We start from the raw sequence: 12,928 nt of genomic DNA on the forward strand, positions 1-12,928 counted from the left end.
AGGAGATCACCATGAATGCCATCGATACCCATTTCGCCGACCGTCCGTTCATCGTCGGCATCGGCGGCACGACCCGCCCGGGCTCCAGCACCGAGAGCGCGCTGCGCACGGCGCTGCAGTACGCCGAAGACCTGGGCGCGGACACGCAGCTGTTCGGCGGCGAGGCCCTCAGCACGCTCGACGTGTTCTCGCCCGAAGTACGCGAGCGCAGCCCGGCGCAGCGCGCCATCGTCGACGCCGTGCGGCGCGCGGACGCCGTCATCTTCGCCTCGCCGGGCTACCACGGCGGCGTCTCTGGCCTCGTCAAGAACGCCATCGACCTGCTGGAAGACCTGCGCGCCGACGAGCGCGTGTACCTGGACGGCATGCCGGTCGGCTGCATCGTCACGGCGGCCGGCTGGCAGGGTTGCAACACGACGCTCGGTGCGATGCGCTCGATCGTGCACGCGCTGCGCGGCTGGCCGACGCCGCTCGGTGTGACCCTGAACACGGCCGGCGTCAAGCTGTTCGACGCGCAGGGGCAGTGCCTGGATGCCCAGGTGGCGGCCAGCCTGAAGGTGCTCGCGGAGCAGGTCGTCAACCCGGCTGGTGTGTTTGCCCGAGGTAATAAAAAATCAGAATTATTGTTATAAAACCTGTGCTATGCTGGCTAAAAAAACGATACACGCGGAGACAAGCATGAAGATTCACATGATAGTGACCGGGCCGGCGAGCCCGTCCCGCCGGGCCGCGCTGGGCGCGCTGCTGGCCGGCGTCGCCACGGCGGGCGCCTGGACCAGCGTCTCGGCCGCGGCCGCGCTGCAAGGCGCCGGCGCGAGCGCGGCGCGCACGGCCGGCCTCACCAGGTCCGAACTGAAGATCCTGACGGTGGCGGCAGACGTCATCGTGCCCGTGACCGACACCCCGGGCGCCGTCGCGGCCGGCGTGCCGCACTTCATCGACGCGCTGGCGAAGCACTGGATGAATGCGGACGAGCTGGCGCAATTCCGCGCCGGTCTCGCGGACCTCGACAAGCGCGCGCACCAGCGCTACCAGCGCGGCTTCGCGGCCTGCACGCCCGCGCAGGCCGCGGCGATCCTGCAAGACCTGCGCACATCGAGCCCGTACGAAGGCCGCACGTTCGAACTGGCGGCCCGCATCGAAGACCCGAAGGCGCCGTTCTACCTGCGCCTGCGCGACCTGGTCGTCTACGGCTACTTCACGTCCGAGATCGGCAGCACGAAAGAACTGCGCTACGTCGCGGTGCCGGGCCGCTTCGACGGCGACGTCGACGTCAAGACCTGGCCGTACCAGAACGTCATCTGAATCGCGCGAAAGGACAACCATGAATCAAACGACCGAATTCGACGCGATCGTGATCGGCTCCGGCATTACCGGCGGCTGGGCGGCGAAGGAACTCACCGAGAAGGGTTTGAAGGTACTCATTCTGGAACGCGGCAAGCCGCTCGAACACCAGAAGGGCTACGTGCACGAATTCACGCCGCCGTGGCAGGCACCCGAACAGGGCTTGCCGGACCGCGAACTGGACGCACGCGAATACGAAATCCAGAGCAAGATCGAGCGCGGCGCGTTCAGCTGGGCCAACCGCCAGTACTGGATCAACGACCGCCAGAACCCGTACGAACAGGTGAAACCGTTCCGCTGGCACCGCACCGACGTGCTGGGCGGCCGCTCGCTGACGTGGGGTCGCCAGTCCTATCGCTGGGGCCCGGACGACTTCCTGCAGAATAAGCGCGACGGCCACGGCAACGACTGGCCGATCCGCTACGCCGACCTGGAGCCGTGGTACACGCACGTGGAAAAATTCATCGGCGTGAGCGGCGCGCCGGAAGGGCTGGAAAACTTCCCGGACGGGCACTACCTGCCGCCGTTCGAGATGACGGCGCTGGAAAAACACCTCAAGCGCACCGTGGAATCGAAGTGGGCGGACCGGCGCGTGACGATCGGCCGCGTGGCCAACCTGACGGAAGCGCTGGATGGCCGCGGCCCGTGCCAGCGCCGCGCCATCTGCAACCGCGGCTGCTCGTTCGGCGCGTATTTCAGTTCGCTCAGTTCCACGCTGCCCGCCGCGCAGAAGACGGGCCTCCTCACGATCCGCACGGACAGCGTCGTGGAAGCGATCGACGTCGATCCGCAGACGAAGAAGGCGACGGGCGTGCGCGTGATCGACGCGAAGTCGGGCGAGCGCCTGCGCTTTGGCGCGAAGGTGATCTTCCTGAATGCGTCGACGTACGGCACGCTGCAGATCCTGCTGCAATCGAAGAGCGCGCTGCACCCGAACGGCATCGGCAACCACAGCGACGTGCTGGGGCGCTACCTCGTCGACCATGCGGGCGTGGGCGCGTTCGCCGAGATCCCCGGCTTCGACGACCGCAACTACAGCGGCCGCCGTCCGACGGGCATCCTCGTGCCGCGTTTCCGTAACGTCGGCCGCCAGGACGCGGACGCCGATTTCACGCGCGGCTACGGCTACCAGGGCGGCGCCATGCGCGACGACTGGACGAATACGGCGGCGCAGACGGACGGCTTCGGCGCGGAGATGAAGCACCAGATCGCGCGGCCAGGCAAGTGGATCGCGTTCCTCGGCGCGTTCTGCGAACAGCTGCCGCAGAAGGACAACCGCGTCGTGCTGAACGAGAACAAGCGGGGCGGTTTCGGCCTGCCGCAACTGAGCTTCGACGTGGCGTACGGCGAGAACGAACGCCGCATGAAGCTGGACGCGGCCAAACAGGCGGAGCAGATGCTCGTCGCCGCGGGCGCGAAGCACGTCGTGACGATTCCCGTGCGTGCGATTCCAGGCGTCTCCATCCACGAGATGGGCGGCGCGCGCATGGGCCGCGACCCGGCGGAATCCGTACTGAACGCGCACAACCAGGTGCACGGCGTACCGAACCTGTTCGTCACCGATGGTGCCGCGATGGCATCGTCCGGCACGGTGAACCCGTCGCTGACGTACATGGCGCTGACGGCGCGCGCGGCGGATTACGCCGTCGCCCAACTGAAGGCGGGCGCGCTGTGATTTCGGCTAGAATCCGCCTTTACCATCACTGACCACGACGACGACATCCATGGAGAGCGCAACCGCCCACGCCCGGGCGCCCAAGCAGGGCCGCAGCCGGCAATCGTTCGACCGCATCATCGAGGCGACCATCGACCTGCTGCGCGAACGGTCCTACGACCAGATCACGCTCGCCGAGATCTGCCAGCTGGCCGGCGTGTCCACCGGCGCGCTGTACGGCCGCGTGACCGGCAAGGACGAGCTGCTGCGCGCCGTGCAGGTGCGCTTCTTCGAACGCCTGGACCAGGCGTTCACGGAGGAGGCGCAGCGGATCGCGGCGCAGGCGCACGGCCTCGCGCAGGTCGTGCCGGCCGTCGTGGCGGGCCTCGGCAACCTGCTGAAGGAAAACGCCAGCGTGCTGCGCTCGTTCATGCTGCGCGGCGCGGCGGATGAAGTCATCGGCGCGGCCGGCAAGAAGTCCGCGTACGAGAACCACGCCAAGTTCAGCCGCCTCGTGGAAGCGTGCAAGGCCGAGATCCGCCATCCGAACCCGGCGCGCGCGATCGAGGCGAGCATGTTGCTGATCTATGCGACCCAGGCCCGGTTCCTCGGCCTGGACAGCTTCGGGGGCAAGGGGGAGGCGCGCGGCTGGGAAGAACTGCTGGAAGACCTGAGCGACATGATGCTGGCGTACCTGCTGTTCGTGCCTGGGCGCTGAACATAGGCGGCTTGTTGCCGCCGATTTTTTGAACTCGAACATAACCAGAATTACGATTATAAATATGACGACCAATAAACTCCGCTGGGCCTACATGGACCACTGGCGCATCGATACGCCGCAGGGCCAGCTGTCGCAATACACGTCCGTGCAGCGTTTCGACGATTTCCTGAAGCAGATCGCCGCGCTCGGCTTCGAGGCGATCGAGACCTTCGACTTTCACCTCGGCCCGCTGCGCGAACTGTTCGGCAGCCTGGAAAACGCGCGCGCCTTCATGCAGTCGCGCGGCATCGACAGGGTCCTGAGCCTGTTCCACGCCGTGATGTACGACGAGCGCCAGAGCGCGCCGCACGTGCGCTCCACGCACGACCATATCGTCAACTACGCCGAATACATCATGCGTTCCAGCCAGGGCCTGGGCGTGGAAAACTTCATCGTAATGCCGGCAGGGCTGTACTACGACGTGGAACCGGTCACGGACGACAAGATCCGCGCCTGCGCCGAACTGTGGAACCGCGTCGGCGAAATGACGCAGAAATACGGCGTCAAGACGTGCTGCCACCACGAGTTCTTCTGCGGGATCCGCACGGCCGAACAGCTGCGCAAATTCTACGAATGGACCGACCCGCGCTACGTGTTCTTCTACTGCGACACGGCGCAACATGTGATCGCCGGCGTCGACCCCGTCGACCTGTATCTGAAACTGGCGGACCGCTGCGGCGGCTTCCACATGAAGGACACCTTGCACGTCGACCTGACGGGCGACTACCGCCGCAAGCCCGACGCCGAGGTGATGGCGCCGACGACGCCGCGCTGGTTCCACGAGATGGGCGTGCCGGGCGGCCTCGTCGACTTCCCCGCGCTGATGGCCGCGATGAAGGACCGCTGCTACGAAGGCTGGGTCGGCGTGGAGCACGACAAGGCCGACGTCGGCGGCGGCAACTACCCGGAAAGCACCGCGTTGTCCGCCTGGTACATCCAGCACGTCCTGAAAAAAATCTACGCCTGACCGGAAGACCAGCATGCACAAACAGATCAAATGGGGCTATGCCCTGAACCAGTGGAAGGCCGGCTTCACGAGCTTCGCGCGCCTGGAAGAAATCGAACGCGCCTTCAAGGTGACGGCCGCCTGCGGTTTCGATGCCGTGGAATTGAACGCGGGCAGCGGCCGCTGGGACCCGATCGGGCGCCCGGAAAACATCGCGATCAACTTCGGCTCGGCCGACCACTTCCGCCTGAAGCTGAAGGACTGGGGCATCCAGCGCGTGGCCAGTACGTTCTTCGATCCGACCGTGATGAGCTTCGAGGAGCTGCATTTCGGCCTGATGAGCACCCAGCCGGCCGACCACCCGCGCATCCTCGCGCAGGCCCGCATCCACGCGGAATTCCTGGCCGAGCTGAAAGGCGAATATCTGGTCGTGCGCCCGTTTCCGTCCTGGTGGAAGGAGGGCGGCCTCACGCCCGAGCGCATCGCGGCGGCGGCCGATTGCTGGAACGCGGTCGGTGCGATGACGGCGGCGCTGGGCCTGAAAACGGTGCTGCACGTGGACGCGCTGTCCGCGCTGCGCACGGCCGAGGAACTGGAGCGGTTGATGTCCCTGTGCGACGCGGACAACGTGGGGCTGTGCTTCGACACGGCCGAGCTGACGATCGCGGGCCACGACGTCGTCGCGCTGTACCGCCGCTTCCATGAGCGCGTGTGGCACTTCCAGTTCAAGGATGCGCTGGCCGTCGACACGCTCGACGAGTACAAGCTGCAGAACGCGGAGCGCGCGCTGGTCGCGGCCGGCGGCGAGCGCGGCATCCAGCGCTGGTTCGGCGAAATGGGGACGGGTCTCGTCGACTTCCCGATGCTGCTTGCCGCCATGCGCGAGCTGGGCTACGCCGGCTGGATCATCGTCGAAAGCGACAAAGGGCCCGCGCCGATCGCGACGGGGATGATGCTCAACAGCTGGTACCGGCAGCACGTACTGGACCGCCGCGCCGACTGACCTTTTTCAGGATAGATCGCCATGCATCCCACTTCCATGTCGACACCGGCCGTGACACCGTTCGCAGCGGCGCCGCGCCGCCACGGCGGCCTTGCGCAGGGCATTGCGCTGATGGCCATCGTGAACATGCCGTCGCTGGCCCTGTCCGCGCTGGTGCCTGGCCTGCCGCAGTTGTTCCAGCAGTTTTCGAACGTGCCTCACTTCCAGCTGCTCGTCCCGATGATCATCACGGTGCCGTCGCTGTGCGTGGCGCTGACCTCGGGCTTCACCGGCATGCTGGCGGACCGCTACGGGCGCCGCAACCTGCTGCTCGCGGCGTTGTTCGCGTTCGCGCTGCTGGGCCTCGCGCCGCTGCTGTTCGACAGCCTGCTGCTGATCGTCGCGAGCAGGGTGATCGTCGGCGTGGCGGAAGCCGCGATCCTCACGGTCGGCAATGCGCTGATGGGCGACTACTTCGAGGGCGCGCAGCGCGAGAAGTGGCTCGGCTACCAGAACATGCTGTCGCCGCTGATCGGCTCATCGATCATCCTGGCGGGCGGCATGCTGGCGGGCGTGCACTGGCGCTATCCGTTCCTGCTGTACCTGATCGGCTTCGCCGTGTTCGCGCTGGCGTGGTTCGTGTGCTGGGAGCCCGAGCGCGACCGCACGGCCAACGGCGCCCAGGCCGTGGCGGCCTTCCCGTGGCGTTCGACCCTGCTCGTGTGCGGCGTCACGGTGCTGTTCTCGATGGTGTTCTTCGTGCAGGCCGTGCAGCACGGGCGCATCTTCGGCGACATGGGCGTCGCGTCGCCGGAACGCATCAGCGTGCTCGTGACCATCGCGAGCCTCGGCACGATCCTGGGCGGCTATCTGTTCAAGCGCCTCGGCGGCGTGTCCGTCACCTTGCGCCTCGCGGCCAGCATGGCGCTGTACGGCGCGTGCTACGTCGGTGTGGCGTGGGCTCCGAATGCGACGGTCGGCCTGCCGCTCGACGCGCTGGGCCAGGTGGGCGGCGGCCTGCTGCTGCCGGCGCTGATCGCGTGGGCGCTCACCCACTACCGCTACGAACACCGCGGCCGCGGCATGGGCCTGTGGGGCGGCTCGTTCTTCCTGGGGCAATTCCTCAGCGCGCCGCTGCTCACGCTGATCCAGGGCGCGGCCGGCACCTTCCTGGCCAGCGTCGCCGCCATCGGCGTCGTCTGCCTGTGCGCGTCCGTCGCCCTGGCAGTCACCGGACTTGCGGCGCGACGCGCCGCTTCCTGATTTCACGAAAGATTGATATGACATTTGCAGCCTGTATCGAATGGATGTTCACGAAGGGGAACGACGATCTCGCGTCGCGCATCCGCGCCGCGCACGCGGCCGGCGTGCCGGGCGTGGAATTCCACCTGTGGCGCGAGAAGGACCTGGACGCGATCGAACGCGCCCTCGATGACACCGGCGTGCGCCTCGTGAGCTTTTGCGTGGAGCCCCGCTGCAGCCTCGTCGATCCGGCCGACCACGACAAGGTGCTGGCCGCCATCGCCGACGCGATCCCCGTCGCGCAGCGCTTCTCCGGCGCCGGTATGGTCGTGGCGTCGGGCTTCACGCGGCCGGATGTGCCGGAGCAGGCGCAATTCGACGCCGCCGTGAGCGTCTTGCGCCGCGCGGCGGAGATGGCCCACGCAGCGGGTACCGTGGTGTGGCTGGAACCCGTGTACATGCTGCTGCACGGCCAGCGCATGTTCGTGGACACCATCGGCCGCGGCCTGGACATCGTCGCGGCCGTCGACAGCCCGGGCCTGCGCCTGCTGGCCGACGTCTATCACGCGGCGCAGACGAACGAGGACCTGGCGGAAGCGATCGGGGACCGCATGCGCTACGTCGCGCACGTGCAGGTGGCCGATACGCCGGGCCGCCACGAGCCGGGCACCGGCACGATCGCCTGGCCGGCAGTGATGGACGTGCTGCGCGCGAAAGGCTACGACGGCCTGGTCGGCCTGGAATACTTCCCGAGCGTGGACGATGCCGGATCGCTGGCGCTGACCCGGCGCGCGCTGGGCCTGGCGTAACGACGGCGGATGGTGCGCGATGCGATTCAATAAACTGGACCTGAACCTGCTGGTCGTGCTGAACGCGCTCCTCACCGAGTGCAACATCAGCCGCGCGGCGGAAAAGATCTACCTGAGCCAGTCGGCGACGAGCAGTGCGCTCGCGCGCCTGCGCGACTACTTCAACGACGAGCTGCTCGTCAGTGCCGGGCGCCAGCTCGTGCTGACGCCGCGCGCGAAGGAGCTGGTCGAGCCGGTACGCGAAGTCCTCATGCGCATCGACAGCACCATCGCCACGCAGCCGCAGTTCGATCCGGCCACGGAAACGCGCACGTTCACGATCCTCGTGTCCGACTACACGATGGCCGTGCTGGTCCCGCCGTTGCTGGAGGCGTTGTACCGCCAGGCGCCGGGCGTGCGCGTGAGCCTGCGCCACCAGTACGACCGCCAGCCGGCCGACGTGCTGGAGCAGGGCGACGCCGACTTCCTTGTCATCCCGTCGCAATACCTCGCGAAGGAGCACCCGTCCGCCGTGCTGTTCGAGGAAGACTACCTGTGCGTGACGTGGGAGGGCCACAGCCGCATCCAGGACAAGCTCACGTTCGACGATTACCTGTCGTGCGGCCACGTGATTCCCACGTTCGCGAGCGCCAATCCGTTGCCGACCCTGGACGGCTGGTTCATCGAGAGCTACGACGTCAAGCGCCGCGTGGAAGTGACGGCGCCGACGATGACGGGGCTGCCGTCGCTCGTCGTGGGCACCGACCGCATCGCCACCGTGCACCGCCGTATCGCCCTGCGCGCGCAGGAGGCCCTGCCGATCCGGGTGTGGGAACCGCCGCCGCGCATCCCCCGCCTCGTGCAATCGCTGCAATGGCACCGCCACCGCAACAACGACCCGGCCATCCGCTGGCTGCGCGACCTGTTCGTCGACGTCGCCCGCGGCGTTTGACCTCACCGACTATCGAAAAATGAATGAAGCCGTTTCCAGTGCGGAGGGCAGCGCGCACCATGCCGCCGCGTCGTACAGCCACCGCCGCCGCACGCTGGCGCTGATCGCCGTCGCCCTCGCGTTCGTGATCGACCTGCTCGACACGACCATCGTCAACGTCGCCGTCCCGTCCATCGGCGCCACCCTGCATGCGCCCAAGGCGGCGCTGGAATGGATCGTCGCCGGGTATGCGACGGCGTTCGCCGTGCTGCTGATCGTCGGCGGCCGGCTCGGCGACAGCCACGGCTACCGCCGCATGTTCCTGGCCGGGATCGCCGCGTTCACGGCGACGTCCGTCGCGTGCGGCCTCGCGCCGGATACCCTGAGCCTGCAGGTCGCGCGCCTGCTGCAGGGCGCCAGCGCCGCGCTGATGGTCCCGCAGGTGATGGCGCTCGTGCAAGTGATGTATCCGCCCGAGGAGCGCTACAAGGTCTACACCGTGTTCGGCTTCCTGGGCGGCTTCTCGGCCGCGCTGGGTCCCATCGTCGGCGGCCTGCTGATCGACGCCGACTGGCTCGGCCTCGGCTGGCGCCTCACGTTCCTCATCAACCTGCCGCTGGGCCTCGTCAGCCTCGTCGCCGGCGCGCTGTTGCTGCCGCCGGGCCGCGGCGTGCACCCGGTCGCGGTCGACCTGCGCGGCGCCGCTCTCTCCGTCGTCGTGCTGTTCGCGTTGCTGACGCCCCTGATCGAGGGGCCATCCCGCGACTGGCCGGCGGCGCTGGTGCTGATGCTGCTGGCTGCCGTGCCGCTGGGCTGGATCACGTGGCGTCACCTGCTGAAGCGCCAGGCGTGCCACGGCGACGCGCTCGTCGACCCCGCGCTGTTCCGGCTCCGCAAGGTGAGCCTCGGGCTGCTGTGCACCCTGTGCGTGAACCCGATCATGCCGGGCTACCTGCTCGTGATGACGTTCGCGCTGCAGACGGGCAGGGGGCTGACGGCCGCGCAGATGGCGTACGCCTGCGCCCCGATCGCGTTCGGCGCGATGACCGGCATCACCCTGCTGGGGCCCCGGCTGAACCGGCGCATCGGCGTACGCACGCTGCTGGCGGGGATCGGCGTCTCCGCCCTGAGCCTCGTGCTGTGCGCGTTCGCGCTGGACGGCGCTCTCTCCTGGCCGCTGCTGCTGGCGGCGCAATACGGCATGGGTATCGGCCTCGGACTGTGCGGGCCGCAGCTGTCGTTTGCCACCTTGCGCGACGTACCCGTCGCGTCGGCCGGCGTCGCGGCGGGACTGCTGACGACCGTGCAGCAGGTGGCGGCCGCATTCGGTGTGGCGCTGGCCGGACTCGTGTTTTTTCACGGCCTGGATGCCACGGCCGCCGGCGGCTACCAGCGCGCTTATTTGCACGTATTGCCGCTGCTGCTCGGTCTTCTGGCCGTGGGCGCGCTGGGCGCCGGCCGGCTCGCGAAGGCGATGCGGGCGTAGGTTCGGCGCCTATCCACGGCATGGATAGCTGCTATCGAAACAATCGCCCAACAGCCGCAATTTTTCGCTTGGGGAAACGAAAAGAAGTCGATATCATAATTCTGGTTCTATTTCCTGCACAAGACAGGATGCGGCGGCAAAGCCGCAGCCAATGACAAGGAGACACGCGATGCGCAACACCCTTTCCCAACCACGCCAGGCCGACTGGCGCCAGGGCTGGATCCTCGTGATCTCCGGCTTCCTGCCCGTGATGGCGATCATCGCCCTCGCACCCACGCTTCCCACGCTGCTGGGCCACTTCCGGGACGTCCCGAACGCCGCGTTGATGGTCCCGCTGCTGATCACCGCCCCCAGCGCCTGCATCGCCCTGTTCGCGCCCGGCGCCGGCGTCATCGCGGACCGCTTCGGCCGCCGCCCGCTGCTGCTGTGGTCCATGGCGTTCTACGGCGCCGGCGGGCTGGTGCCGTTCTTCATCGATAACTTCTGGGCCGTCGTCGCAGGCCGCTTCGTGATCGGCTTCGGCGAAGCGGGCGTACTGACGGTCGTGAACACGCTGCTGGCCGACTATTTCGAGGAGAAGGCGCGCCACCGCTGGCTGATGATCCAGGGCGTCGTCGGCTCGGTGCTCGGCACCGTCACCATCGCGAGCTCGGGCTTCCTCGCCGCGCAGGGCTGGCAATACCCGTTCCTCGTGTACGGCGTCGCGATCCCGATCCTGCTCGCCAGCCTCGCGTTCCTGTTCGAGCCGGAACCGCGCCGCAAGCAGGCGCACACCGGGCAGGCCGCGACGACGCGCTTCCCGTACGCCGTCGCGCTGACGGTCTGCGGCGTCACCGTCCTGCTGTCGACGATCTACTATGTCCAGGTCATCAACTTCTCCGTGCTGCTGAAGGACCTGGGCGTCAGCGATCCGAAATCGATCGGCCTGTCGATGGCGCTGCCGAGCATCGGCGTGCCGCTGGGCGCGATCCTGTTCAAGATGACGACGCGCTACGGCGCCGGCACGCAGATTTTCCTCGTATTCCTCGGCTATGCGATCGGACTGTCGGGCATCGGCCTCGCGCCGGACTACAAGGTGGCGCTGGCCTTCGCGTTCGTCCAGCAACTGGCCAATGGCCTGATCGTGCCGGCGCTGATCGCCTGGGCCCAGAGCAAATTCTCGTTCGAGCACCGCGGCCGCGGCATGGGCTGGTGGGCGAGCTCGTTCTTCGTCGCGCAATTCCTGTCGCCGGCCGTCGTCAACGTGATGCGCGCCGCCGTCGGCAGCCTGCAGGTCGCCTTCCTGGCGTTCGGCCTGATCGCGGCGGCGTGCGCCGCCGGCGCCTGCCTGCTCCATTACCGTGCGGCCCGCGCCGCCCGCCCGCAACCGGGCATGTAAGACCCACCGATTTTTACGCCAGCAACCGAGGACCCCCATGACCACACAGCATCGCATCAAGCGAGGCGTCTCGCTGTACAGCTACCAGTACGAGACCTTCCTGCGCACGATGACCCTCGACGACTGCATCGCCCACGCCGCCGGCCTCGGCGCGCGCGGCATCGAAGTCGTCAGCGAACAATCCTTCACCGGTTTCCCGAACGTCCCGGACGAGCAGGTCGCCGCCTGGTTCGCCTCGCTCGACCGCCACAACGCGTACGCCCAGTGCCACGACATGTTCATGGACATCAAGCTGTACAAGGACCGCCGCCTGAACTTCGACGAGATGGTCGCGTCGCTCGAGCGCGACCTGTATTTCGCCAAGCGCATCGGCTGCCCGACCGTGCGCATCATCGTGAACACGCCGCCGGAAGTCGTCGTCGCGTGCGTGCCGCTGGCGGAAAAGCTCGACATCCGCATCGGCATCGAAGTCCACTCGCCGTTCCACTTCGACCACCCGTGGATCCTGCGCTACACCGAGATCACGCGCGCCACCGGGTCGAACCACGTGGGCTATGTGCCGGACATGGGCATGTACATCAAACACTACCCGCCCGTCTTCCGCGACCGCTTCCTGCGCATGGGCGCCACGCCGAAGATCGTCGAGTTCATCCTGCAGGCGCACGAAGCGCGCGTGCTGCCGGACTACGTGATCATGGACGTGCGCAAACTGGGCGGTAATCCCGTCGACCTGCAGATGGCCGAGACGCTGCGCCACAACATCTGGAGCAACCCGCGCCGCATGCTGGAGTTCATGCCATGGATCTTCCACATCCACGCCAAGTTCTACGAGATCGACGAGACGGGCAAGGAACCTGCGATCCCATACGAGGAAATCATTCCCGTGCTGATCGAGGGCGGCTACGACGGCCACCTGTCCAGCGAATACGAGGGCCAGCGTCACATCGAGGACGCATTCGAGGTGGACGGGCGTGAGCAGGTGCGGCGCCAGCAAGAGATGTTCAAGCGCCTGTTGGGCGAACAATAAGGAGTATGGCATGTACGACAAACACATCATCTATCCGGATTCGCTGCGCAACGACGGGGACGCCGGCTGGCACGTGGGCGTGCGCCTGCCTTACTACCGCGGCCAGGTGCTGTCGGCCGTGGAAGATATCGCGCTGACCGTGGACGGCGAGAAGGTGCCGCGCGACGACGTGCGCTTCACGGTGCGCGGCAGGACGTGGACCCTCGACGAACTGGAGACGACCTACGACGAGCGCTGGGAATTCGGCGAAGTGGCCGACGTCTCCGTGCCCGGGCGCAGCCTCGCGCCCGGCAAGCACACCGTCACGGCCGCCGTGCAGCTGCGCATCTCGTACCTGCCCTGGAGCCCCGTGACATCCTGCACGACCGAACTCGAAGTCGATTAAGGAGG

13 protein-coding genes are annotated in these 12,928 nt (G+C 67.3%); all 13 read left to right on the plus strand.

Features of this window, described 5'->3' with window-relative positions; translation table 11 throughout:
- The first annotated feature begins 11 nt into the window (after positions 1-11).
- The 13 genes from ACEN9H_RS12170 to ACEN9H_RS12230 all read left to right on the plus strand — a co-directional run bounded on the left by ACEN9H_RS12170 (position 12) and on the right by ACEN9H_RS12230 (position 12,923).
- Positions 12-632: an NADPH-dependent FMN reductase gene (locus ACEN9H_RS12170; RefSeq protein WP_413674943.1), complete on the plus strand. Its 621-nt coding sequence runs from the start codon at positions 12-14 to the stop codon at positions 630-632.
- A 46-nt stretch (positions 633-678) separates the two neighbouring features.
- Positions 679-1,305 carry a gluconate 2-dehydrogenase subunit 3 family protein gene (locus ACEN9H_RS12175; RefSeq protein ID WP_413674944.1) on the plus strand — a complete coding sequence of 209 codons (627 nt, stop codon included), beginning with the start codon at positions 679-681 and terminating at the stop codon, positions 1,303-1,305.
- A gap of 19 nt (positions 1,306-1,324) precedes the next feature.
- Positions 1,325-3,019: a GMC oxidoreductase gene (locus ACEN9H_RS12180; protein WP_413674945.1), complete on the plus strand. Its 1,695-nt coding sequence runs from the start codon at positions 1,325-1,327 to the stop codon at positions 3,017-3,019.
- A 49-nt stretch (positions 3,020-3,068) separates the two neighbouring features.
- Entirely contained in the window at positions 3,069-3,716 is a 648-nt protein-coding gene (locus tag ACEN9H_RS12185) for a TetR/AcrR family transcriptional regulator (protein WP_056125304.1), read from the plus strand.
- 64 nt (positions 3,717-3,780) lie between these two features.
- Complete coding sequence (locus ACEN9H_RS12190; RefSeq protein ID WP_413674946.1) at positions 3,781-4,725, plus strand: sugar phosphate isomerase/epimerase family protein; 945 nt, start codon at positions 3,781-3,783, stop codon at positions 4,723-4,725.
- A 13-nt stretch (positions 4,726-4,738) separates the two neighbouring features.
- On the plus strand, positions 4,739-5,707 hold the full coding sequence (locus ACEN9H_RS12195; protein WP_413674947.1) for a sugar phosphate isomerase/epimerase family protein: 969 nt from the start codon (positions 4,739-4,741) through the stop codon (positions 5,705-5,707).
- A 21-nt stretch (positions 5,708-5,728) separates the two neighbouring features.
- Positions 5,729-6,949: an MFS transporter gene (locus ACEN9H_RS12200; protein ID WP_413674948.1), complete on the plus strand. Its 1,221-nt coding sequence runs from the start codon at positions 5,729-5,731 to the stop codon at positions 6,947-6,949.
- Positions 6,950-6,966: 17 nt separating this feature from the next.
- Positions 6,967-7,737, plus strand: a complete 771-nt coding sequence (locus ACEN9H_RS12205) for a TIM barrel protein (protein ID WP_413674949.1) — start codon at positions 6,967-6,969, stop codon at positions 7,735-7,737.
- Between the two features lie 19 nt (positions 7,738-7,756).
- Positions 7,757-8,668 carry a LysR family transcriptional regulator gene (locus tag ACEN9H_RS12210; RefSeq protein WP_413674950.1) on the plus strand — a complete coding sequence of 304 codons (912 nt, stop codon included), beginning with the start codon at positions 7,757-7,759 and terminating at the stop codon, positions 8,666-8,668.
- 19 nt (positions 8,669-8,687) lie between these two features.
- Positions 8,688-10,133 (plus strand): MFS transporter, encoded by a 1,446-nt coding sequence (locus ACEN9H_RS12215; RefSeq protein WP_413674951.1) that lies wholly within the window; start codon positions 8,688-8,690, stop codon positions 10,131-10,133.
- 169 nt (positions 10,134-10,302) lie between these two features.
- Complete coding sequence (locus ACEN9H_RS12220; RefSeq protein WP_413674952.1) at positions 10,303-11,511, plus strand: MFS transporter; 1,209 nt, start codon at positions 10,303-10,305, stop codon at positions 11,509-11,511.
- A gap of 37 nt (positions 11,512-11,548) precedes the next feature.
- Complete coding sequence (locus tag ACEN9H_RS12225; protein ID WP_413674953.1) at positions 11,549-12,538, plus strand: sugar phosphate isomerase/epimerase family protein; 990 nt, start codon at positions 11,549-11,551, stop codon at positions 12,536-12,538.
- Between the two features lie 10 nt (positions 12,539-12,548).
- Positions 12,549-12,923: a DUF6379 domain-containing protein gene (locus ACEN9H_RS12230; protein ID WP_413674954.1), complete on the plus strand. Its 375-nt coding sequence runs from the start codon at positions 12,549-12,551 to the stop codon at positions 12,921-12,923.
- Positions 12,924-12,928: the final 5 nt, after the last annotated feature.

The organism is Massilia cellulosiltytica (assembly GCF_047325105.1).
Lineage (GTDB): Bacteria > Pseudomonadota > Gammaproteobacteria > Burkholderiales > Burkholderiaceae_D > Telluria > Telluria orientalis.